The organism is Peribacillus alkalitolerans (assembly GCF_010882125.1).
In the GTDB taxonomy this organism is placed as follows: domain Bacteria; phylum Bacillota; class Bacilli; order Bacillales; family DSM-1321; genus Bacillus_BN; species Bacillus_BN alkalitolerans.
In genome coordinates, this window is the sequence record NZ_JAAGVZ010000012.1 from 81350 (window position 1) to 104355 (window position 23006).

Genomic DNA, 23006 nt, shown 5'->3' on the forward strand with positions numbered 1-23006 from the left:
TATCTGTTTAAGTAAGACGGTCATTTTTTTCACGTTCACGATCAAGTAAATCAATCAACTTTAACTCGGTGCTATTGCAGCAACTAATCATTTAAACCACCTCTAAGAAATAATGTTTATTTTGCTTAAAGCCTTTTTTCGATAACGCTCTTATCACGGTCATTTTGGCTAGCTCTGGCATGTTATTACTGCTGGATAGATGTGTTAGATAGATGTTTTCTCCAATGCCATGTACAAGTTTTGAAAGGACGGATGCTGTTTGTTCATTACTTAAGTGTCCGATATCAGATAATATCCGTGCCTTAACACTGTTTGGATAGTTTGAGTACTCTAACATGCCAGGTTCATGATTAGATTCGATTATGTAAATATTCGAACCTTGCATAGACTCCAACATATTCGAATCCACTTTTCCAGTGTCTAAACAGACTGAAACCTTCACTTTTTCGGTCTGAGCTATATAACCTAAAGGTTCGAATGCGTCATGATGGGTTTTAAATGGAACAATATCTATCCATTCACTAAGCCCTTCATAATCGAACAGTGTACCTTTATCATCGATGCTGTTCATTAGGTCCTCATCAACACCTTTAATGCTCTTCCATTCTCCTTCAGAAGCATAAACAGGAATGTGATATTTATTAGCAAGAGGAAGCCCTTTAACGTGATCGCTGTGAGCATGAGTGACGAATATCGCTTCAATATCGTCAGGCCTAATCCCTACTTCAAGCAGTCTCTTATCAATCTTTGTTTTTGCAATACCAGCATCGATTAATATTGTGGTTCCGGAAGACCGGAGAGCAATGCAATTGCCCTCCGATCCGGAAGCTAAGATATCTACTTTCATTCAAGTTCGTCCCCATGTGTTGCTTGTGCTTCTAACATTTCTAAGTTCATTTCTAGGATACGAAGTAATCCATTCAATTCACTTAGAGAGGGATTGTCACCAACATTAGGTGCATGCTTTGCAATGTAATCTGCTTTTTCTTCTTTCGTTTGAATACCAATGTCTTTGAACAATTTATTGATGTGAGATCTTAGTTTCTTCACCTGGTCAACTTCACTATCCGTCTTAGCTGGTGCATCGATAACTTCCTGGTTTGGTGTGATATCTCTACGTTCTTTAGGGTTGTATTCAGAAATGTTACTATCACCAGTCGGTTGTGGAATATCCTCATCTCCAAATTCAAGTCCGTATTGTTTTTTCAAGGCACGTTGTTGAACATGCTTACCGAACATATCAGAGGTCCATTTATTCCAGTTATCCTTGTTTTGACCCGTAAACATATGAGCGATTTCTTCTACATCCATAATCACTGTTACAGGTTTGAATCCTTCTCGATAGGCAATTGAATATGCACCGATAATCTTCCCTCTTGGGAATCCAATCCCATGAACAACAACCTCTAGTTGTTTCGTTCCTTTGTTCATTTCGACTTTGAACTCATCATTTTCATGAACCATTTGAGTATCTGGTGGTTGAAATCCTTCTTTCTCCCTTGCTTTAGAAAGGTAAGCTTCAGCTGCGAATTGAATACGTGCTTGGTTGCCGTATTTAATGAAGAAGATTTCATTCTTAAATGGATCCAAACCATAAGAAGCAGCTTTATGAGCAAACAGTAGGAATTCTGAATCGCTTGCTGTTGGAGCGATGGATGTACGGATTACTTCAAGGACTTCTGGTTTAAATGCTTCTGAAATTTGAGGCGTTAATGATAAGGTGCTTAATTGATTTTTAGACATTGATATTTCCTCCTATTAATCTGCTATTTTGAATATGAAACTATAAATCTCAGAAAGGTATCTTTCTAGATTGGTTTAAAATGATTTCTTCTTCATCGATTACAACCTTATCGTTTTGAAGGATTTCATCTCCAAAGTAATCGATACCGAAATGCCTTATTTCCGTTTCCGAATTTGGATATCCATTCTTTTGCACTTGTGTAATTGCTGGATGTTCAATGTTAGGCATTGGAGATCTCCTTAGTTGTTCCAGTTTCACGGTGTACTACAATCAAAATTTCTGGTAAGTTTTTAACGATTAGCCAATTATTAGGATTTAATCCTGCTTCGATGAATTTTTTCTTTTGATTACGAGTTGGCCTTTTTCCATTTTTCATATTGTCACCCCTCAATTTTCAAGGCTTGTCCTGCTACAACTCTTGATATGATTAACTGCCCAGTTGGTGCTTTAAAGCTTGTAATAGATTCCGCATTATCGACAAATACTGGAACGTTTAACTCACTTTGCTTTGAAAGAACTTCACTTAATTCAAGTCCTGCGCGAATACCCTCTGATAGAGAAAGCTTTCTATATGGAGTACCATTCATTTCAATTTCAAACTTTGTTTTTACTTCACCATTCTTCTGTAATTCGAAGAGTTGGAACGATAGGGTATCAAACATACTCTTAACTTTTTCAGCCTGTAGTTCAGCTTCTTTTGCTTTAAAGGCTTTAATGGTATCTAGTATGAATATGGAATCGTTCAATGAAGTGAGGGTCTCTTTCTCAATCATTTGAGCTTCCTCTACATCTTTGAGCCTGTTTTGATATTCAAAGTAATCTCTAATGGCATTCCGTAATGGTGTACCTTTTTCATCAATACGGAGCTTTTCCCGTAATTCAGATACATCTATAAAATCCATTGCAGCAAGTTGGGACTTTAGTTCATCTCTTTGTTTGATAAGTAGGCTATGTTTAGTTTTGTATTCTTCAATTCGTGCTTCCTTATCCAACTTAACTGCTTCAACTGATTCATCATCCAATGGACGTTTACACGTTCTACATGTATCCTCAATCATTTCATTCTTAAGTGAAGGCCATCTTTCTTTAGACATTTCAATCTGATCTTGGATAGAGCGAAGCTTTACATGAACGGAATGATATTCTTTGTTCTTTACTCCAGCACTGTCCATTTCAGCCTCTATTTCACGTACTTCTCTATCAATTTGAGATAATTCTGCTTTTAATGAATCAATCGGAGCATTAGGAATTTCGATTCGGTCCAGCTGCTCTTTTAAAGTCTTAGTTCTTGTTTGTGCCTGGATATATTTCTTATCAAGTGAAATCTTGCGTTCTCTATGAATCTCTTTAATATCTTCCAGTGAATTTTTTTTAAGTAATGGTTCTATGCATTTTTTCTGCTCGTCCAACATATGTTTAAGTACTTCCTTATTCGCTGGGGCAGATACATATTGCATAATAAGTTCTCTCTGTTTATCTGGATGCATTGTAAAAAAGTAATTCGGGTTATAAAGTGATAGGAATAAATCCTTGTCACCAAAAAGCTGTGTGACTAATTCGTTAAACTCTCCTGCTTTTTTAGGCACCTCATCGACGTAATATTGAGCCTTTCCTTTCTTTAGTCCTTTACCTAGAAGCTTTTGTTTTCCATCAAAGGTGAACAGTAGTGTTACCATTGTTTCATCAGCTTCATAAGTAATCGGTGTTGGATCAAATTTGCTACCGCCTAATACGTCAGTAGAGTATAATAACCAAGTAAAAGCTTCAGAAATGGTGCTTTTACCTTGTGCATTGTCCGCCGTGATCTTAGTTTCCTCGCCAAAGTTAACTGTAAGGTCACGGTGAGATTTAAAGTTTTGTAGAGTTAGAGTTTTAAAAACAATCTTCAAGTAATTCCCCTCCTAATCACCAATACCTATTCAAATTTTTTTAGTACTCAAAAAGTCCATTTCTTTTAAATTCCGATACTTTATGTGCACAAGTTGATTTAGTTCTTCCCAATGCCAATGCTAATGTTTCTAATTCATCAAATTCATGAAACTTGCAAAGGTATTCTAAATCACTCGCTGTCCAAGGTTGTCCTTGATTTTCATGAAACGACGGATGGTATTTCATTCTCCCAGAAGTATCGTATTCAACTTCCTCGTCTACCGGCTGCAACTTAGTCGCCTCCTTAACCATTGCAGAATAATAAGTATCCAGTAATTAGTACAACCACACCTACTCCAAACACCCAATTCCAAACTGGATGTTTTTCATTAAGCAACACATGGTCCTTTTCCAAATTCATCACCACCTTAAGAATCGTCACTTTCACGATCCATTAATGGTTCAAATCCTAGTTTCAGAAGGATGTTGTGGATGAACAATCGTCCTTTTTGAGTCCATTTAGTATGAAGCTTTGTACCAAGATCACCGTTTGATTTGGTGTACTTTTGTGTTTCAGATTTCGTGTATCCCTTGTCCTGAAATTTGATGTAAAGAAGCCATTGTTCACTTTGCTTATACTGGATGCCCTCGCTATGTAGTAAATGATTTAATGCCTTCCCAGACATACCATAATCTTTAGCAATTTGAGTAATCGTCACTAAGCTATCCGATTTTAGAATTTCATCGTAATAAGTTATTTTTGGTGTTGCTTCGGCTACTTGTTGTTCAAGCATTAGAGTCTTTACCTCTAACTGTTGATTTTGTCTCTGCTCCTCAATCCACCTTTCAGCTCTTTTTATTGGATCTTCAATCGAATAGGACGGAGCACTTATTCTAATCAATTCCTCTCGCATTCTCTTAAACTCTTGAATAAATTTGATCTTGAATTTCATGGCTTCTGGGGTGATATATGAAAAAGCTATAATGGTAAAAGCCTCTTCAGATAAATTAAACTTCTTATATTTCCTGTTTTTGTTGATTCCTTGAACTGAGACGTTGATATAATCGCATTCCTCAAAGTTGAGGACACCCCAATCCTGCTCGCCAGCTTCATTTAGTTTTTCTAATTGACTGCGAATATCTCTTAAAACATTGTCGTGTGTTTTCCCAAACACCTCAGCCACAGTCAGGCTATCCGTCACTACTTTGTTTTTTTCAATGAAAACTAATTTGTTCATGTTAATTCTCCTCTAAAATTTATTCCTATTTTCTTTCACCAAATTTTGCACATTTCCTAAAAAGAGATGCCTTTCGAAGATTTTTATAGGTTAGAAACAACATCAATATTTTTTCTGATCCAATTAATCACCATATCTTTTGGGAACAGCAACCTTTCACCTGCTTTAAATTTAGGAAAGTCTATTCTATGAATGATATGAGCATCTAAAGTTTGAGGGCTCACATTAAATATGTGTTTTGCTAATTGAGCTTTGCTAAGCATGTATGGAAGCTCATTTTCTTGTTTTCTTTCATCAACAATGGATGAAACAACTTCCAATAAAATATCATGAAGTTCTTGTTTAAATGACTCAGGAACAGTTTTCATGGATATTTCAAACAATATTAACCCCCCTTTTCTCCTTTTTAATCTACTTGTATTTCCGTCATTTTTATTACATTTAAATCCAACTTAAGATAAATAGCTATCTTTGATAATGAATCGACACTTGGTGTATACCTGCCATTTTCAATATCCGAAATGTAATTCCTAGACAACTCCGTAACATGTGACAGTTGATTTTGTGTAATTCCTAATTCTTTACGCTTTTCTTGAATTAATTTCCCTAAAATTTTCTTATCTAGCATTTTCTGCACCTCCTTGAAATAAATGTATTGTATTTCCGTCATATTGTAAAATCGTAAATTCTCGCAAAATGGACCAGTTTTGACCATTTTTATGAGAATTACTGGTAATTCCGTCGAAATACTTTAATTTACTTGTATTTCCGTCATAATTTGCATTGTATGTCCGTCTTTTTAACATTATAATAGCCTTAAGATACTGGTTTAGCCGACCGTTTAAAGGGAGATTGAAAAATGATTGGAGAAAATATTAAGAGGTACAGAAAAAAAGCTGGATTGACTCAGGTAATGTTGGCTAAAAATGCGAATATATCTAGATCATATTTAGCTGATGTTGAAAACAATAGATACAATATGAGTTTAGATGTCTTAAGTAAAATTGCAAAAGCATTAAATGTTGACATATCTGTACTATTAGGGGAAGAAACCGACCTGACTACTTTGAAATATAGCAAGAAAGACATTTCACAGGAGATTCTTTTGACATTGCAAAAAATCACAAATGATGAAGGCCATTTTCCTCCTGAATTAAAAGAAAAAGTATTCAATATCATTGTTTCAACTTCTTTATGGATGTATACTGCTTATCAGAATTCCTATGCTGCAGCTGATTATGAAAAACAATTTAAGGCATATTTCGCAGACCCAGATGAATTTACTAATTGGCAAATAGATGAAATAGAAAATGAATTCAATGAAGCATATAATTATCGCACAATTAAATCTGTTCTAGCAGAAAACTCAGAGGATGTTCTTGAAGAATTCCTTAAATCTCTGGAAGAACTCATCAAAACTACTGGTATTAGTCAATTAACAAACGGTCTCATTAAAGTACCAGTTTTGGGTCATATTGCTGCAGGTCAACCTCTAGATCGAATTGAATATATTGAGGGGCATGAACTTGTAGAATCACATATGATTCGAGGAAGAGAAGTATATGGTCTAAAAGTTAAAGGCGATAGCATGATTGGTGATGGTATTTATGATGGTGATACAGTTATTGTAGCTCAACAATCCGAAGTAACATCTTCTGATATTGCTGTTGTTGCAGTGAATGGTTACGAAGCTACATTAAAAAGAGTAAAGTGTGAAGGAGATATGTGTATGCTAATCCCTTCGAATTCTGTAATGCAGCCTATTTTGGTCCCAGCAAATAAAATACATATTTTAGGTAAAGTAATTCAATCCAGAAGAAATTTTGAATAAAACATTGAGGTGATTTATATGGCCACATTCCGAAAACGTGGTGACAAATGGGAATACAGGATCTCATATAAAGATCCTTTTACTCAAAGTTATAAAGTTAAATCTAAAAGTGGATTTAAAACAAAAAAAGATGCGCAAAGTGCAGCATCTGAAGAAGAAATTAGAATTCAAAACGGATTTGAGTCTGATAATGCCCCAGTTAGTTTAGAATATTTCTTAACTGACTGGCTTCAAACATATAAAAAAGATGTTGTGAGGAAGAACACCTATACTCTTCATTACCAAAACATAAAAAAACATATTCTACCTTATTTTAAAAAACTCGCTTTAAGTGATCTCAAGCCAATGATGTATCAAAAGTTCTTGAATTCCCTGTCTGAAAACGAAAAAGCTTATAGCAAAAGAACAATAGAAATCATCCACGGGACCATGTTTAATGCTATGGAAAAAGCAGTTACTTTAGGGAAAATCAATAAGAATCCATGTGAAGGTGTTACAATACGTGGACAAGCTAAAGACAAACAACTTAAATATATGGAGTCATCGGATATAGCCAAATTCCTACAAGAGGCGTATAAATACAATTATGTATATTGGATTTTCTTTAAAGTTCTAATCGAGTCAGGATTACGTAAAGGCGAGGCAGCTGCTCTGCAGTGGTCAGATATTGATTTGAAAGAAGGGATAATTACTGTTTCTAAAACACTTGATTTTACTGCTAAATCAGACGATCAAATATTTGGTGATACTAAAACTTACAATTCCAAGAGAACTATTACAATTAGTAATACTCTTTCAAATGATTTGCTTTTTCATAAAAAGTGGCAAAACCAAAATAAACTTGCATTAAACAATACTTATAAACACGATCTTAATTTAGTTCTATGTAAACCAGATGGGAATTTTATACCGAAGTCTTCCCTTTTTAATGCTTTCACACGTATATTGAAACGGGCAGAAATCCAATCAATACCTATCCATTCATTACGGCATACACATGCAGTATTACTACTTGAAGCTGGCGCAGATATGAAATATGTTCAAGAACGATTAGGACATGGAAGTATCCAGATAACAGCTGATGTGTATGCTCATATAAGTAAAAAGATTGAAAAAGACACTATGAAAAAATATGAGGACTATATGAGAAATGTCCTGGAATAAATTTTGGTCAAAAATAAAAGGCCGATTTTTTTTGGTCAAATTTTGGTCAATGATTAAAAGACCCCATATCACTCCCTCTTTTGACCAAAATAAAAAAAGCCCTCAATACCAAAGGTATCAAGGGATATCTAACTCTTAGTACATGCTCATATATTGTTCGCGTTCCCATGGGTGAACCTGTGTACGGAACATATCCCACTCGATTTCTTTCGCTTCAATGAAGTGCTCTAATAAGTGCTCTCCAAGTGCGCTCTTGATTACTTCGTCAGACTTAAGGTTTTCAAGTGCAGCATAAAGAGTTGCTGGTAAATCAACGATTCCTTCTTCTACACGCTCTTCTTTTGTCATAACGTAGATGTTACGGTCAACTGGTTTTGGAGGAGTCAAGTTGTTTTTGATTCCGTCTAAACCAGCTTGTAATAATACAGCCATTGCTAGGTATGGGTTTGCAGCAGGGTCTACACTACGAACCTCAACACGTGTGCTTAAGCCACGGGATGCAGGGATACGAATTAGCGGACTTCTGTTGCGAGCAGACCAAGCAACGTAACAAGGAGCTTCATATCCAGGAACAAGACGCTTGTAAGAGTTTACAGTAGGATTTGTTACTGCTGTAAAGTTAGGAGCGTGTTTGATGATTCCTGCGATGAATTGACGTGCAGTATCACTTAGTTCTAATTGACCCTTTGTATCGTAGAATGCATTTTCTTTACCTTTAAATAATGAAACGTTCATGTGCATACCAGATCCATTTACACCGAATAATGGTTTTGGCATGAATGTTGCATGTAAACCATGTTTACGAGCAATTGTCTTAACCACTAGTTTAAATGTTTGGATGTGGTCACAAGCAGTGATTGCATCAGCATATTTAAAGTCAATTTCATGCTGTCCAGGTGCCACTTCGTGGTGAGATGCTTCGATTTCAAAGCCCATTTCCTCAAGTTCTAACACGATATCACGTCGGCAATTTTCCCCTAAATCTGTTGGAGCAAGGTCAAAGTAACCACCTTTGTCGTTCAATTCAAGAGTAGGCTCGCCTTTTTCATCAAGTTTGAATAAGAAGAATTCTGGCTCAGGCCCTAAGTTAAAGTCTGTGAACCCCAGCTCTTCCATTTCTTTAAGTACTCTTTTTAAGTTCGCACGTGGATCTCCCTCGAATGGAGTTCCTTCTGGAGTATAGATATCACAGATTAAACGTGCAACTTTTCCTTTTTCAGCTGTCCAAGGGAAAACTACCCATGTATCTAAATCTGGATATAATAACATATCTGATTCTTCGATGCGGACAAATCCTTCGATAGAAGAACCATCAAACATCATTTTGTTATCTAATGCTTTTTCTAATTGGCTAACAGGGATTTCTACGTTTTTAATTGTTCCTAAGATATCAGTGAACTGCAAACGGATGTACTTTACATTATCTTCCTTAGCTAAACGCGTAATGTCTTCTCGAGTATACTTAACCATACAAAAAATTCCTCCCTGTTAATCTTCGTTTATTATTTTTTAATGAAAGAAGCGTGACATATCGCCTTGACGCAAAGATGAACGATTTTTGTTGTTGTGAATTAATTCAGACCGAAGTAGCTTGCGCAATTCCGAGTCAGTTAATTCGGGTTTACCATTATCTTTTTGCATCTCAGGTGCCAATGCACTTGCCTCTTTTTTAACTGTGAATATTTTTTTGATTCCAGCAAGGTTAACCCCTTGCTCAATCAATTCCTTAATCTCTAGTAATATATCAATATCATTTAGAGAATAAAGTCTTCGATTTCCGTCAGTTCTAGCTGGAGTGATTAATTGATGCTCTTCATAATAGCGAATTTGCCTTGCTGTTAATTCTGTAAGTTGCATGACAATTCCCATTGGAAAGAGTGGCATGGATCTTCGTATATTACTGCCGCTCATCCTTTCATCCTCCTTAAACTCTATAGTCACATTATATTCAATGTAAGGAATAATGTCAAACATATGTTACTTTTTCTAACATGAAAATTTTTATAAAAAACGAAGCCACAGATTTTGGCTTCGTTTTTTATTTTTATAATCTTAATAAACCCTTATCTATTAACTGATTGATAGCTGTAAGTACTGCAATTTTCACGTGGGAATACGTTAATCCACCTTGGACGTATGCCACATATGGTGGCCTGATCGGACCATCTGCAGTTAATTCCATGCTAGCACCTTGAATGAAAGTTCCCGCTGCCATAATGACATCATCTTCATAACCAGGCATATATGCAGGATAAGGTGTTACATGGGAATTGATAGGTGAAGCATATTGTATGGCTTGGCAGAATGCAACCATAAGGTCTTTGTCGTTGAATTCAACTGATTGTATTAAATCGGTACGATTTGCATCCCATTTAGGGTGAGTGTTCATTCCTAATTTTTCAAGTAATGCAGAGGTAAACATTGCCCCTTTTAATGCTTGGCCAACAATATGTGGAGCTAAGAAAAATCCCTGGTACATTTCTTGAAGACTATAAAGAGATGCTCCAGCCTCACTACCAATACCGGGTGAAGTCAACCTATATGAACAGGATTCGACCCATTTTTTCTTTCCAACAATATAACCGCCAGTTTTGGCGAGTCCTCCACCAGGATTCTTAATGAGGGAACCCGCCATTAAATCAGCCCCCACATGGCATGGCTCCAACTCTTCAACAAACTCTCCATAACAGTTATCGACAAATACAACTACATCAGGTTTAATCTCTTTAACAAAATCAATCATTTCTTTAATTTCTGATATTGTAAAGGATGGTCTGTTTGCATATCCTTTTGACCTTTGAATCCCAATCATTTTTGTCTTTGAAGAGATGGCTTCACCCACAGCATGAAAATCCACTTTCCCCTCATTTGTCAAAGAAATGGCCCTATAGTCTATATTGAATTCTTTTAAAGAACCATTTCCTGTCCCTCTGATCCCAACAATTTCTTCTAACGTATCATATGGTTTCCCTGTAATGTAGACCAATTCATCCCCTGGACGTAACACCCCGAATAAGGAAATGGAAATAGCATGTGTTCCAGAAATGATTTGAGGCCTCACCAAACCTGCCTCTCCGCCAAATACTTCACCATAAATACTTTCTAATGTGTCACGGCCAATGTCATCATAACCATAGCCTGTCGTAGGAATAAAATGAGAATCACTTACTCGATGGTTTCTATAGCTCTCCAGAACACGATATTGGTTAGTCTCAATCATTTGATCTGTTTTTTTATGTAAAGGGGTAATTTGTTCTTCAATTTCTTCCGTTAAGCGTTTAAGTAAATCACCATTTGATAATTTTTGAAACATTTTAATTCTCCTCTATTTAAAACTCATCATTGGATGTAAACTGTTTCTTCCAATGTCATTTGCAATCATACCATTCTTCCTTATATCTGAACAGAAGGTTCACTTTCTTCTATTGATACTTCCATATATTTTGTAATTGATTGTGTTATACCAACTTGTTCATAGCAGCGAGAAGCACTCGCTTTTTCGCTGGGGGATAGGGAGCATCCTAGGCGCAATTCGTCATGACATTGAGCCAGCTTGTTTGAATTAGACCGCACGAAGGAAATGCTAATTCATTTTTGAGGATTCTTGTGCCTACCGCACCAATCAACAAGTGCCAAATCTACAATAAGCCATGATCTTTATAAAGCCTAGTAATATAAATGCAACAAATTACATATTTTTTTGTAAAAACCCATCACTTTTTCTTTATAGCATGATACAATATCCTATTGTGTAAACATTTACAAACATCATTGTAATGCTTTAATGGAAGGTGTTCTAAGAATGACAGAATTTAGTTGGGAATTATTAACGATCATCGGTACAATCGCATTTGCTGTTAGTGGTGCTATTGTTGCGATGGAAGAGGAATACGATATACTAGGAGTGTATTTTTTAGGACTTGTTACAGCCTTTGGTGGTGGAGCGATACGAAACCTATTAATTGGAGTTCCTGTCTCTGCCTTATGGGGTCAAAGCATGTTCTTTACCATAGCCATACTTTCAATTACAGCAGTTTTTCTTTTTCCTAATAACCTGCTGAAACATTGGAATAAATGGGGAAATTTCTTTGATGCAATCGGATTGTCTGCATTTGCAATCCAGGGTGCCCTGTATGCTGCTGAGATGAATCATCCAATAAGTGCAGTGATTTTCGCCGCTCTTCTAACAGGAAGTGGTGGTGGAATTGTACGAGATTTACTCGCTAGGAGAAAACCGCTTGTCTTTAAGGAAGAAATATATGCGGTGTGGGCTATTCTTTGTGGATTATTTGTCGGATGGGGATTTACAGATAGTCCATTTGAAATGTATAGCTTATTTATCATCATTACTCTTTTAAGAATCCTCTCATATACCTATAAATGGCGTTTACCAAATAGACAGTTAAGAAAACTTGAGAACTAAGGGAACAAAAGGAGACGAATCAATCGCCTCCTTTTTTATTTACCAATTAATAGCTTCCTTGATTAGCGAAGGTTAATATGGCTTGTGGATCAAACCCTAACACCCAATTTCCATTGATATTAATTTGTGGAACACCTAATTGTCCCGTTTCATTCACCAATTTTTGCATAGCGTCTGGATTTTGTTGGATATTAATCTCACGATAGGATAACCCTTGTGCATTCAAAAAGTTTTTCGCTTGAGTGCAATAAGGACATGTGTTCGTTGTATATATAGTAATGGTATTCATGACATCCTCCTTATGATGACAAGCTCGTTTCATCATCTTCAAATATTATATCTTGACTTCTAATGGTAATAAGATCATGACGGTCATACACATCGTTTAATAAAAGACGCATCGCCTGTGCACGTATCGCCTTTTCAATCAAATTACGAATATATCGTCCATTAGAAAAGCTAACAGGACTCCATGTGGTTTTTAAATAGGCTAAATGTTCTCTTACCTTTCTTTCTCCATCTGAACTGAAAACATATTCTCTTTCTTTTAACATGCGCTGTGCAATTTCCATCAGTTGGGAAATGGTGTAGTCAGGAAAATCAACTACGATGGGAAATCGGGAATGCAAACCCGGATTTAGGGTAAGGAAATGATCCATCTCTCTTGAATATCCTGCTAAAATTAAAATAAATTCATGTTGTCGGTCTTCCATGTGTTTTACTAAAGTGTCTATGGCCTCTTTTCCAAAATCCTTTTCTCCCCCTCTACCTAACGAGTAAGCTTCATCGATGAAAAGTATTCCTCCAATCGACTTTTTAATAAGATCCCTAGTTTTTTGTGCGGTATGGCCAATGTATTCACCAACTAAATCGGCTCTTTCGGCTTCAATCAAATGGCCTTTAGACAATACATTCATTTTTAAAAAGAGTTTTCCAATTAGTCTTGCTACAGTTGTTTTACCCGTACCAGGATTGCCTTTAAACATCATATGCAATGCTTGTTTTCCAGCTTTTAACCCTTGCTCTTCCCTTTTTTTGTTTACATAAATCCATGCATATATCTGTTTTATGGTTTGTTTCATTTCTTCCATACCGACCAGCTGCTCAAGTTCTGTTTCAATTTCTTTTAATGCAAGATGATGGGATGGGATCTCCCTTTCATATATTTCCTTCAGGGGTGGATCTTTTTTTATGTTTTTTCGCTTTTGCCCACTCAAGACAATGTTTATTTTGCCGTTACCGTTGCTATTCATGTGAAATGGTTGCTCCAACGTTGTCACCTCTTTGCTTATAAGAACTATAAGAAATATTCGATTCACTAAAATTCGATTTTGTTCGCTAAAAACGCTTGGAAAAAGCGACCGTTTCAAACACTATCCGACACAAATCGTTCGTATGGTAAGACTTTTGTCAATTATTGCGCTTTCCCAAGAAATATTTCCTTCAAACTATGTATATTCATTTTTTCATGAGTACAGTCATTCTTTTTGTGTTCTCTTCGAAAATAAAAAAACAGGCCGTTATACCCGACCTGTTGCATGCTTTATTCTTTACCTTCAAAATCGATTTGAACATTTCTTTGTGGAGCGAATGTTGAAATCGCATGTTTGAAAACTAATTGTTGCTTTCCTTCACACTCGAAAAGGACTGTGAAATTATCGAAACCTTTTATTTGCCCTCTAATTTGGAAGCCATTTAATAAGAAGACCGTTACATATGTATTATCTTTTCTCAGTTGATTCAAAACTTGGTCTTGGATATTTACAGATTGTTTCATCATTTTTCCTCCTCTATATCTCTAACTTTATTCCCTGCTTAATCGGATTTTTATTTAGCTCATCCGAAAGCATCTTATGATTTACCCAACCTATCGAATGGGAAAACATTCGATTGGGATATGTTATGTATTCGATTTTAACTGTAGCTTTCCCTCTATAAAATGAGAGATTTCAATAACTTTTTTTTGAAAGTCTTCAACATTTGACACATCGAACCAAAATACATCCATCTTATTCCTAAACCATGTAAGCTGTCGTTTAGCATATCTTCTTGAATTTTGCTTAAGTTTTTCAACCGCTGCTTCTAATGAACACTTTCCATCAAGAAATTCATATATTTCTTTGTAACCGATAGCTTGAATGGATTGAACTTCCCGTACTCCTTGGTTGAAAAGTTCCTTTACTTCATTTAATAGTCCCTCTTCCATCATTATATCCACTCGTTTATTGATTCTATCGTACAACAGCTCTCGATCCATATCCAAACCTATTAAGATATAATCATAATCAGAGTGCATGGTTTGGGCTTGTAATGTATCCGTCATCGTTATACCAGTTAAGTGATAAATTTCAAGGGCACGAATCACTCTTCGTATATTATTAGGATGAATTCGTGAAGCACTTTCAGGATCGACTTCTTTAAGCCTTTCATGTACAAATTCTTCACCTTTTTGATGGGCGATTTCTTCCCATTTATGTCTGAATTCAGGATCAGAAACTGCTTCTGAGAATTCATACTGAAAGAGTAATGATTGGATATAGAGACCTGTGCCTCCCGCAATGATCGGTATTTTACCCCGATTGGCAATATTGATGATTTCTTTTGATGCAAGCTCTTGGAATTCTGCTGCATTAAACGGCTCTTTAGGTTCTTTAATGTCAATCAAGTGATGAGGGATACCTTCCATTTCCTCGGGAGTGATTTTGGCAGTCCCGATATCCATGCCTCGGTAAATCTGCATGGAGTCACCACTGATAATTTCACCATTGAAGCGTTTAGCCAGCTCCACACTCAGCTTTGTTTTCCCTACTGCAGTTGGTCCAATTATGACAATTATTTTTTGTTTTTCTTTCATTTCTTCACTGCCTTACCCGCTACTTTTATTCAGTCTAAATGATTCATAACGTCCTAAGTTACCGTATACCAGGCTTAAAAAGCTTTTTACACTATGTCTTATACTACCATAATTTTCACAAATACAGGAGAACATCTATCCATTATTGCTTTTTGGATCCTTTTTTATACTCTTTTTAAGTCTGATACCTTTTATACCTTGGTCTATAATATAAAATTTAAGGCTTTCAATCTCAAATCTTTTATTGAATGAGATTAAAAGCCTTTCAATAAATATCTCTACATCACCCGTTTAAACATTTTCTCCATTTCATAAGTAGTAAAATGTACAATGATTGGTCTACCGTGAGGACAAGTAAATGGATCACTGCATGCTCTTAAGTCGTCCAATAAAACCTGTATTTCATGATTGGTTAAATAATGATTCGCTTTTATGGATGCTTTACAACTCATCAGAATTGCGGCTTCTTCACGTAGCTTTTTCACATCCACCTTTTTCATTTGTAGCAGCTGTTGAATCATTTCTTCAATTATTTCTTGCTCAATGCCGGTAGGGAACCATTGCGGATGGGATCGGACTAGAAATGCATTATTTCCAAACTCCTCAAGGAATACACCAACTTTTTCCAATTCATTAGAATGTTCATTAATCTTGATTACCTCATCACTAGAATAATATAAAGTTAATGGAACAAATAATTCCTGTAGATTGTTTTCTACTTTACCGACTTTTTCTTTATAATATTCGTATTTCAACCGTTCCTGGGCTGCATGCTGATCGATTATATAAAGGCCATTTTCATTCTGTGCCATGATATAGGTACCATGCATCTGTCCAATGTAATATAAAGGTGGAACCCTGGAAGAAGTAATAGTCTCATCCTCTTGCGATGATTTTTTTTCAACCAATATCTCTTCTGGTTCAGAGAGTTGAAATACTTGATCTTCTATTTCAATTTCTTTATATACGTCTTCAAAAACCTTGCTTTCAAATTTGTCTTCCATTTGCGGAATGTAATCAATAAATGGTTGCTTCTGACCAACCTTCATTGTTGATACGTGATTCTCATTAGACAAATCAAAGCTAGGTTGTTCAGATTTTGGCTTAATGAGCTTTTCAACGATTGACCTTTGTGAAGGAATAAGTGATTGTTTTGAAAAGGCATCTTTTATTAATGATAATACCAGATCATTTAATTCGGATTCCTTACTAAGTCTTACTTCCATTTTAGAAGGATGGACATTGACATCTACTAAAATAGGATCCATAGAAATGCTAATTAATCCAATCGGGAATCTGCCAATAGGAAGCAAGGTATGATAGCCTTCTAAAACCGCTTTAGTCAGCGCATAGTTTTTAATGAACCTGCCATTAATCATGATTGACAGGTAATTTCTCGATGCACGCGTGATTTCTGGGAGTGAAATATACCCTTCAACTGTAAAATCAAGGCTTGTTCCTTCAATTTTAACCATCTTCTTTGCCACAGCCATCCCGTATATCGCAGACATTACTTGCCTTACATCTCCATTACCATTTGTTTGGAGCAACACTTTATCATGATGAGCAAGTTTAAATGAAATTTCAGGATGTGACAATGCTAATCGATTCATAGTATCACTAATGTTTCCTAACTCAGTGTGCACTGTTTTAACATATTTCAGCCTTGCAGGTGTATTGAAAAACAAATTAGCAACCTTTATGTCAGTACCCTTCCTTGCTGTTGTCTTTCCGTGATTCAGCACTTTACCACCTTCCATTTGAAGATGGACACCAGCAGAGTTCCCTGTACTCGATTTGACATCTATTAAGGATACAGAAGCGATACTTGGCAATGCTTCGCCACGGAAACCAAGTGTTCGGATACGAAAAAGATCATTCTCGTCCTTGATTTTGCTAGTAGCATGCCGATCGAAAGCCTTTAATACATCATCTTCCTCGATACCTTCTCCATTGTCTACAATTCGGATGCTCTCTAATCCTGCTTCTTCGATAAAAACCTCGATGATTGTACTTTTAGCATCAATGCTATTTTCCACAAGTTCTTTTACAACCGAAGCCGGTCGTTCTACAACTTCACCAGCTGCGATTTTATTAGATAATGAATCGTCGAGTTGAATGATTTTCCCCATATTGTCACCTCCAACTTTACAGCTTCATCACGATTTAAGTTCCTTTTGGATTTTGTAAAGTGTATTCATTGCATCCATAGGAGTCATTTCTAAAATGTTTAGCTTTTGTAGTTCTTGAAGTATCTTCTTTTCACGAGGATTTGATGGTTCTCCCTGTGATTTTTCTTGTTCGAAAAAAGATAATTGAGCATGGTCTTCCTTAGTTATTGACTTTATTTCAATTGTAGAATTATTAGGTTTTTCTACAGAATCCATTTGCTCTAGTTGAACCAAGATTTCTTTTGCCCTGATAATTAATGAATCAGGCAGCTCTGCTAGTTGTGCTACATGAATTCCATAGCTTTGATCAGCTGGTCCGTCTTTAATTTTATGAAGGAATACTACCGTCCCGTTTTGTTCCACTGCGCTTACGTGGATGTTATGCACGCTGGCCAGTTCATTTTCTAAATCAGTCAATTCATGATAATGCGTGGAAAATAAAGTTTTCGCTCCAATATTCTGATGGATATATTCGATAATGGCTTGTGCCAATGCCATACCATCATAGGTTGAAGTTCCTCTTCCGATTTCATCAAAAAGTATTAAACTATCCTTTGTTGCATGTATGATTGCATTTTTCGCTTCCAACATTTCTACCATGAAGGTACTTTGTCCAGCAATTAAATCATCCGCAGCGCCAATACGAGTAAAGATTTGATCAAATACTGGGAGTACGGCTTTCGAAGCAGGAACAAAACAACCCGCCTGTGCCAAAATCGCAGTCAAAGCAACTTGTCTCATAAACGTACTTTTCCCTGACATATTTGGACCAGTAATTAGGAGGATTTCCCGTTCACTGTTCATGTAACAATCATTTGGGACATATTCTTGAGATTTCATTACTTTTTCTACAACAGGGTGTCTGCCATCTTCAATAAAAATGGTTCTGTCATCTGTGAAGGTTGGCTTAACATATTTTCTCGTCTCACTAATAGTAGCAAAGCATTGTAATACGTCGATTTCACTAATGGTACGTGCTAATCGTTGTAGTCTTGGGATATACCCTTTAACTTCTTCCCTTATAGATAGAAATAATTGATATTCAAGGTCTACAATTTTTTCTTCCGCTTGAAGAATAAGAGCTTCTTTTTCCTTCAATTCAGGAGTAATAAAACGTTCGGCATTGCTCAAAGTTTGCTTTCTTTCATAACGACCTTCTTCAAGATTGCCCAAATTAGCTCTAGTAATCTCAATATAATAACCAAAAATCCGGTTGTATCCTATTTTTAAAGATTTTATGCCCGTTCGTTCGCGCTCCTGTTTTTCCAATGCAGCCATCCATGTTTTTCCGTTTCGGCTTGCATCCCGATATTGATCAAGCTCGTTGTTGAAGCCATCTCGAATTATGTTGCCGTCTTTTACTGATAATGGAGGGTTGTCCACGATTGCATTTTCCAATAAATCAGCTAGATCTTCACATGGATCAATCACCTCGGCTAGTGATCCTAGTTCGGAATTCCCATATTGTCTAATATTCTCTATTAAAAATGGGACTTGCGATAATGATCTCTTCAATTGCATCAAATCCCTAGCATTCACGTTGCCAAATGCGACTCTTCCAGAAAGCCTTTCTAGGTCATAAACATTTTGTAACGCTTCTCTTAAATCCTGACGTTCAAAGTAATTTGCTATTAAACTTTCAACTATTGATTGACGTCTCTCAATTTCGAGTCGATTGATAAGTGGCTTGTCCATCCAACTTTTTAGCATTCTTCCACCCATAGCTGTTTTCGTTTCGTCCATTAACCATAGCAATGAGCCCTTCCTGCCTTTTGTACGGATGGTTTCTGTTATCTCTAGGTTTCTTTTTGAATGAAAATCTATTTTCAAGAAATGATTAGTTTCATATGTTGTAGCCTCTTGTAGGTGATCTAAGCTCCTATTTTGTGTTCTAAATAAGTAGTTAAGAAGCCTGCTTGTAGTCCTTTTTAATGATTCATCCTGTATCATTGATAATATTGAAGATGACCGATCGGTCACCTTATCATTATTCTCAATACTAATGACCATTGAGAATCGTTCCTTTAATTCATGAATGAATGATTCAGGTATGTTCTCATCCACTACAACTTCCTTAGTCCCTATCGAAGCCAATTCATTTAATGCTTCTTTTAATCCGCCTGAAAGCGACGTAACTTTGTTTTCCCCGGTAGATAAATCAGTATAGGCCAAACCAATTGACCCATTTTCAAAAAGTGAAATGGAAGCGATAAAGTTATTTTCCTTATCCTCAATCCCTTTTCCTTGCATGATGGTCCCTGGTGTGATGAGTTGGACGACTTCCCGCTTAACGACACCTTTTGTTTGCTTCGGATCTTCCACCTGCTCACAGATCGCAACCTTATATCCACGTTCAATTAAAGTCTCTATATAGCCCGCTGCAGAATGGTAAGGAACCCCGCACATCGGTATACGGCCCTCGCCTCCACCATCACGGCTTGTTAATGTAATTTCTAATTCTTGTGAAGCCTTTAATGCATCATCAAAGAACATTTCATAAAAATCACCTAAACGAAAAAATAAAAAGGCATCTTGATAATCTGCCTTAATCGTTAAATATTGTTGTATCATAGGCGTATACGCTGCCATACCTTCAAACCTTTCAAAACAAAATTCAATCTTTCGTCCATTATAACATAGTAGCGATTTGCTATACAGGTCCGTACAATTTCCATTTGAAAATTAGGCTAGCGACCAAACATTAACATAAACGATCTCTACTAGATAACTCTTCCTATTTTTCACAGATATGTTGATATACTTCTAGCCCGTCGAAAGATATATTTTCTACCAATACAAAGAAAAAAACTAGGAAGTTTGCATCCTAGTTTTTTAATCCATCCTATAGATGGATATTACCTTATTCATCTTCACACTCAACAATAAAGTCTGGGTTGATTTCTTCAAATTCTTCGTCATCTAAATCGTTGAACCAATTGTCGTCATCGTCACAGCAACCATCTGGATTTATTGCGACACAGACTTTCGTTTCGCCGATTACTTCAACGAAAAATTCTCTTTCTACCTGGACCTCAATTCTATTGCCCTCCGACGTAATACATGCTTCAATACAGTTTGGCTGTTGCACAACCTTCGCAATGATTTCTTGGTCATCAAATGCTTCTGGATCTCTATACTTCAGCTTTATTTCGTCTTTATAGTGGATTCTTTGTGATTTTACGGCTGTTTTAGTATTTCTATTGTAAGAATACCAAACGTTCACTTCATAACTGCCGCTTACTTCAACTTTTTTACCGACCTTTTTTGCTGTGTATGAGTGGTTTATGATCCAACAACCAAGAATGCTGGAAGGACTATGATCCGTGGAAATGATATCAGTGGACTTAGTAAATTTTCGTCCTTTTGCTACCACTGCCCGGGTGATTATTTCTCTATAATATGACATGTGAGCGAACCCTCCTCATTCAGTTTCAATTCATCTTATGCGGTACAAATAACTAGTGTGATAATAATTTGTTCACCTAAAAAGAATAGAAAAGTATTTATGTAAATATTTTATGCGCATAGCCTGGGCATAGTGCCTTAAATTCAAATGCACTTTTTACATTGAGGAGAGAAAAATTCAGAAGATGTATGTAGAAAATTCCGTATCAATCTAAAAGTAGTGAATCCAAAAGTAACTCGAAACTTTATTTACAAATTCAATTAAAAAAACCTTGCCAAACGGCAAGGTTTAGATGGGATATTAAGAACAGCTGCTTCCACCAGCGTTAACTTTTGAACCTGTCTCTCCACGAAGAACGTCTCCTCCAGTGGATTCAATGATTAAATCTGTTACTTTGTTAGAAACAGCAGAAGCTACCATTTGAAGAATATCGTTTACATCAGTTTGGGATTGCTTAAATTCTTGGACAATCGGAATATTGTTTAATTCTTCTTCAATAACTTCAATTTTTTGTTGAACTTGACCATAAGCCTTTTCTTTGCCATAATGCTCGAAATTGATGGCTTGCTTCTGAAGACTCTTCATACTCGCGATCATTTCACGAATTTTTTGGTTCTCATTGATTTGTGCTTCCGCACGTTTAAAGAAATCAACTTCTTCAGTCTCAGCAATCATTGCGGCAAGTTCTTCCGCTTTTTTTAATAAATCATCTTTTGTATATTTAGCCATGTTAGTTCACCTCTACAGTTTCTTCAACCAATTCTCCGTTTAATGACCAAGTTTTCGCGCCTGTAATCTTTACCTTCACTAATTTACCAATCGCAGTTTTAGGACCGACAAAGTTAACAAGCTTGCTCTTTCTTGTATATCCTGCTAATACATCAGGGTTATTCTTACTTTCGCCTTCTACCAATACTTCGACAATCTGTCCTTCATGTTCCTTCATCTTTTGTGCAGAAAACTCATTCACAACTGCATTAAGACGCTGAAGGCGTTCTTTTTTAACTTCAATTGGTACATTATCTACCATGTTTGCAGCTGGAGTACCTTCCCGTGGTGAATAAATGAATGTATAAGCAGCATCAAAGCCTACTTCCCTATATAACGATAACGTTTCTTCAAATTGTTCTTCCGTTTCATTCGGGAAACCTACAATGATATCAGTAGTTAAAGCAACATTCGGGATCGCAGTCTTAATTTTTTGTACCAGCTCTAAGTAACGCTCACGCGTGTACTTGCGAGCCATAATTTTTAACGTTTCACTGCTACCAGACTGGACTGGCAAATGAATATGTTCAACTAAGTTTCCGCCTTTTGCAAGGACCTCAATCAAATGGTCGTCAAAATCTCTTGGATGACTTGTAGTGAATCGAATTCTAGGAATATCAATTTTTCTAATTTCATCCATTAAATCTCCAAGACCATATGTCATGTCAGTGAATTCTTTTCCATATGCATTCACGTTTTGACCTAGTAATGTGATTTCTTGGTATCCTTGAGCAGCTAACTGCCTTACCTCATGGATAATTTCCTCTGGTCGGCGGCTTCGTTCTTTTCCTCGAGTATAAGGGACAATGCAATACGTGCAGAATTTATCGCAGCCATACATAATGTTGACCCAACCCTTGATATTGCCACGTCTAACTTTAGGAAGATTCTCAATGACATCTCCCTCTTTTGACCATACCTCTACGACCATTTCTTTTGAAAGATAGGCTTCATTTAAGATATTAGGTAAACGATGGATGTTGTGTGTACCGAATATCATGTCTACGAATGGATGTTTAGTCAATATACGATTTACTACCGATTCCTCTTGAGACATACAACCACAAACACCTAATAGCAAATCAGGTTTGTTTTTCTTTAAGGTTTTTAAATGTCCAAGCTCACCGAACACCTTGTTCTCTGCATTTTCCCGAATTGCACATGTATTTAGTAATATAACATTAGCTTCTTCAACACTTTCTGCCACTTCATAGCCAAGTGCCATGAAGATTCCAGCCATTACTTCCGTATCATGTTCATTCATTTGGCAGCCAAAGGTGCGGATATAAAACTTTCTTCCATTCCCCATACCCTGGAACTCGACTGGAATAGCAAAATCATTTTCGTATTTTACTTCTTCTTTTCCACGTTTCTTCGCTTCTTTTAATGAAGGTGCAACGTAGACTTTTTCAAAGTATTTACTAAAATCCTTTTCAGGTTTTTGATTTGTTGAATTTATAGTTTGAGCCTGTTGGCCTTCTAATCGTTGCTTCTCGTTCATACATATACCCCTTCCTGCAACGGACATAACGAATTCA

Annotated in this window: 24 protein-coding genes; 3 read left to right on the forward strand and 21 right to left on the reverse strand. The window is 36.4% G+C overall.

Annotation, left to right across the window (positions count from 1 at the left end; genetic code table 11):
* Positions 1-91: 91 nt before the first annotated feature.
* The 9 genes from G3O09_RS14860 to G3O09_RS14895 form a co-directional block, all read right to left on the reverse strand.
* Positions 92-847, reverse strand: a complete 756-nt coding sequence (locus tag G3O09_RS14860; protein WP_163102277.1) for an MBL fold metallo-hydrolase — start codon at positions 845-847, stop codon at positions 92-94.
* Positions 844-1743 carry a RecT family recombinase gene (locus tag G3O09_RS14865; protein WP_163102278.1) on the reverse strand — a complete coding sequence of 300 codons (900 nt, stop codon included), beginning with the start codon at positions 1741-1743 and terminating at the stop codon, positions 844-846. The genes G3O09_RS14860 and G3O09_RS14865 overlap by 4 nt, the downstream gene beginning before the upstream one ends.
* Before the next feature lie 49 nt (positions 1744-1792).
* A complete protein-coding gene (locus G3O09_RS14870; RefSeq protein ID WP_240338448.1) occupies positions 1793-1972 on the reverse strand; it encodes a YqaI family protein in 180 nt (59 codons plus the stop codon).
* Positions 1965-2120, reverse strand: a complete 156-nt coding sequence (locus tag G3O09_RS22220) for a DUF6906 family protein (protein ID WP_205439668.1) — start codon at positions 2118-2120, stop codon at positions 1965-1967. Before G3O09_RS22220 ends, G3O09_RS14870 begins: the two co-directional genes overlap by 8 nt.
* A 4-nt stretch (positions 2121-2124) precedes the next feature.
* Complete coding sequence (locus G3O09_RS14875; protein WP_163102279.1) at positions 2125-3633, reverse strand: ATP-binding protein; 1509 nt, start codon at positions 3631-3633, stop codon at positions 2125-2127.
* Positions 3634-3673: 40 nt separating this feature from the next.
* Positions 3674-3904: a DNA-entry nuclease gene (locus tag G3O09_RS14880; RefSeq protein WP_163102280.1), complete on the reverse strand. Its 231-nt coding sequence runs from the start codon at positions 3902-3904 to the stop codon at positions 3674-3676.
* 137 nt (positions 3905-4041) lie between these two features.
* Complete coding sequence (locus G3O09_RS14885) at positions 4042-4851, reverse strand: phage antirepressor KilAC domain-containing protein (protein WP_163102281.1); 810 nt, start codon at positions 4849-4851, stop codon at positions 4042-4044.
* Positions 4852-4934: 83 nt separating this feature from the next.
* Positions 4935-5234 (reverse strand): MerR family transcriptional regulator, encoded by a 300-nt coding sequence (locus G3O09_RS14890; protein WP_163102282.1) that lies wholly within the window; start codon positions 5232-5234, stop codon positions 4935-4937.
* A gap of 23 nt (positions 5235-5257) precedes the next feature.
* Positions 5258-5479, reverse strand: coding sequence for a helix-turn-helix domain-containing protein (locus G3O09_RS14895; protein ID WP_163102283.1), 222 nt, complete (start codon positions 5477-5479; stop codon positions 5258-5260).
* Positions 5480-5710: 231 nt separating this feature from the next.
* On the opposite strand from G3O09_RS14895, the gene G3O09_RS14900 reads away from it, so the two are divergent.
* Both G3O09_RS14900 and G3O09_RS14905 read left to right on the forward strand, forming a co-directional pair.
* Positions 5711-6682, forward strand: coding sequence for a helix-turn-helix domain-containing protein (locus G3O09_RS14900; protein ID WP_163102284.1), 972 nt, complete (start codon positions 5711-5713; stop codon positions 6680-6682).
* Between the two features lie 18 nt (positions 6683-6700).
* Entirely contained in the window at positions 6701-7846 is a 1146-nt protein-coding gene (locus G3O09_RS14905; protein WP_163102285.1) for a site-specific integrase, read from the forward strand.
* Between the two features lie 135 nt (positions 7847-7981).
* Here G3O09_RS14905 and glnA read toward each other — a convergent pair whose 3' ends face one another.
* The 3 genes from glnA to G3O09_RS14920 all read right to left on the reverse strand — a co-directional run bounded on the left by glnA (position 7982) and on the right by G3O09_RS14920 (position 11159).
* Entirely contained in the window at positions 7982-9316 is a 1335-nt protein-coding gene (gene glnA, locus G3O09_RS14910; RefSeq protein WP_163102286.1) for a type I glutamate--ammonia ligase, read from the reverse strand.
* A 39-nt stretch (positions 9317-9355) separates the two neighbouring features.
* Entirely contained in the window at positions 9356-9757 is a 402-nt protein-coding gene (locus G3O09_RS14915; RefSeq protein WP_163102287.1) for a MerR family transcriptional regulator, read from the reverse strand.
* A gap of 133 nt (positions 9758-9890) precedes the next feature.
* Positions 9891-11159: a methionine gamma-lyase family protein gene (locus tag G3O09_RS14920; protein WP_163102288.1), complete on the reverse strand. Its 1269-nt coding sequence runs from the start codon at positions 11157-11159 to the stop codon at positions 9891-9893.
* A gap of 489 nt (positions 11160-11648) precedes the next feature.
* On the opposite strand from G3O09_RS14920, the gene G3O09_RS14925 reads away from it, so the two are divergent.
* Positions 11649-12269, forward strand: coding sequence for a trimeric intracellular cation channel family protein (locus G3O09_RS14925; RefSeq protein ID WP_163102289.1), 621 nt, complete (start codon positions 11649-11651; stop codon positions 12267-12269).
* A 46-nt stretch (positions 12270-12315) separates the two neighbouring features.
* Here the strand turns inward: G3O09_RS14925 and G3O09_RS14930 are convergent, their stop codons facing one another.
* The 9 genes from G3O09_RS14930 to miaB all read right to left on the reverse strand — a co-directional run bounded on the left by G3O09_RS14930 (position 12316) and on the right by miaB (position 22969).
* On the reverse strand, positions 12316-12558 hold the full coding sequence (locus G3O09_RS14930) for a glutaredoxin family protein (protein ID WP_163102290.1): 243 nt from the start codon (positions 12556-12558) through the stop codon (positions 12316-12318).
* A gap of 10 nt (positions 12559-12568) precedes the next feature.
* Complete coding sequence (gene spoVK / locus G3O09_RS14935) at positions 12569-13540, reverse strand: stage V sporulation protein K (protein WP_163102291.1); 972 nt, start codon at positions 13538-13540, stop codon at positions 12569-12571.
* 272 nt (positions 13541-13812) lie between these two features.
* Entirely contained in the window at positions 13813-14046 is a 234-nt protein-coding gene (gene hfq, locus G3O09_RS14940) for an RNA chaperone Hfq (RefSeq protein ID WP_163102310.1), read from the reverse strand.
* 123 nt (positions 14047-14169) lie between these two features.
* Positions 14170-15123, reverse strand: a complete 954-nt coding sequence (gene miaA / locus G3O09_RS14945) for a tRNA (adenosine(37)-N6)-dimethylallyltransferase MiaA (protein ID WP_163102292.1) — start codon at positions 15121-15123, stop codon at positions 14170-14172.
* Positions 15124-15401: 278 nt separating this feature from the next.
* Complete coding sequence (mutL, locus tag G3O09_RS14950) at positions 15402-17255, reverse strand: DNA mismatch repair endonuclease MutL (protein WP_163102293.1); 1854 nt, start codon at positions 17253-17255, stop codon at positions 15402-15404.
* 27 nt (positions 17256-17282) lie between these two features.
* Complete coding sequence (gene mutS, locus G3O09_RS14955) at positions 17283-19883, reverse strand: DNA mismatch repair protein MutS (RefSeq protein WP_163102294.1); 2601 nt, start codon at positions 19881-19883, stop codon at positions 17283-17285.
* 271 nt (positions 19884-20154) lie between these two features.
* Positions 20155-20700 (reverse strand): outer spore coat protein CotE, encoded by a 546-nt coding sequence (gene cotE, locus G3O09_RS14960; protein WP_163102295.1) that lies wholly within the window; start codon positions 20698-20700, stop codon positions 20155-20157.
* Positions 20701-21000: 300 nt separating this feature from the next.
* The gene (locus tag G3O09_RS14965; RefSeq protein WP_163102296.1) at positions 21001-21429 is read right to left on the reverse strand and encodes a YlbF/YmcA family competence regulator; all 429 of its coding nucleotides are present in this window, start codon (positions 21427-21429) and stop codon (positions 21001-21003) included.
* A 1-nt stretch (position 21430) separates the two neighbouring features.
* Positions 21431-22969, reverse strand: coding sequence for a tRNA (N6-isopentenyl adenosine(37)-C2)-methylthiotransferase MiaB (gene miaB / locus G3O09_RS14970; protein ID WP_163102297.1), 1539 nt, complete (start codon positions 22967-22969; stop codon positions 21431-21433).
* Positions 22970-23006: the final 37 nt, after the last annotated feature.